Source organism: Mycobacterium sp. E1214 (genome assembly GCF_001666755.1).
Taxonomy (GTDB): Bacteria; Actinomycetota; Actinomycetes; order Mycobacteriales; family Mycobacteriaceae; genus Mycobacterium.
This window is the reverse complement of sequence record NZ_LZJC01000172.1, coordinates 1-887: the sequence shown is the minus strand read 5'-3', so window position 1 is coordinate 887 and position 887 is coordinate 1. Positions and strand designations below refer to the sequence as shown.

Below are 887 nucleotides of genomic sequence, written 5' to 3'. Positions count from 1 at the left end.
TGACGCCCGGCGTCAACCTGGGGCTGGTGGCGTTCTCCGGGACGCCGTATCTGCTGGTCCCGCCGACGCCCCAACACCAGGCGACCATCGAGGCGCTGAAGAAGCTGGACTTCGCGGACAGCACGGCCACCGGCGAGGCCATTTTCACCGCCCTGCACGCGATCAGCGCCACCGCGGTGGTCGGCGGCGACAAGCCGCCACCCGCCCGCATCGTGCTGGAATCCGACGGCGCCGAGAACGTGCCGCTGGACCCCAACGCCCCGCAGGGCGCCTTCACCGCGGCCCGCGCCGCGAAGTCCGAGGGCGTGCAGATCTCGACGATCTCGTTCGGCACGCCCTACGGCACCGTCGACTACGAGGGGGCCACCATCCCGGTGCCCGTGGACGACCAGACCCTGCAGAAAATCTGCGAGATCACCGACGGCCAGTCGTTTCACGCCGACAGCCTGGACTCGCTGAAGAACGTCTACACGACCCTGCAGCGCCAGATCGGCTACGAGTCCGTGAAGGGCGACGCCAGCCTGGCCTGGATGCTGCTGGGCACCGTCGCCATGGCCGGTGCCGTGCTGGCCGGGCTGCTGCTCAACCGCCGGCTGCCCGCCTGAGTCTCAGGTGGGCAGGCGCCGGTTGAGGACCAACGCCAACACCGTCGCGATCAGCGCCGCGACGACCCCCAGCCGCAACCAGCCGGCGCTGCCGGGGCCGGGCACCGTGCGGTAGCCGATCTCGTTCTCGATGGCGTTGTAGCTCTTGTTGAGCTCGGCGGCGTTGGTCGCGGTGTAGGCCTGCCCGCCGGAGAGCTTGGCGACGGTCTTCATCTGGTCGGTCGAGACGGGCACGGCGACGCGCTGCCCGTCCATCTCGATTTCGCCGCCCTTGGTGCCGAA

1 protein-coding gene and 1 pseudogene are annotated in these 887 nt (G+C 69.9%); one reads left to right on the top strand and one right to left on the bottom strand.

Annotated features, from left to right (window positions below; translation table 11 throughout):
- Window positions 1–605: VWA domain-containing protein (locus A5700_RS24650; protein WP_156671433.1), on the top strand; the 605-nt coding region annotated here is incomplete at its 5' end.
- 3 nt (window positions 606–608) lie between these two features.
- Here A5700_RS24650 and A5700_RS24645 read toward each other — a convergent pair.
- Window positions 609–887: pseudogene (locus tag A5700_RS24645) on the bottom strand (hypothetical protein); the annotation flags it as partial.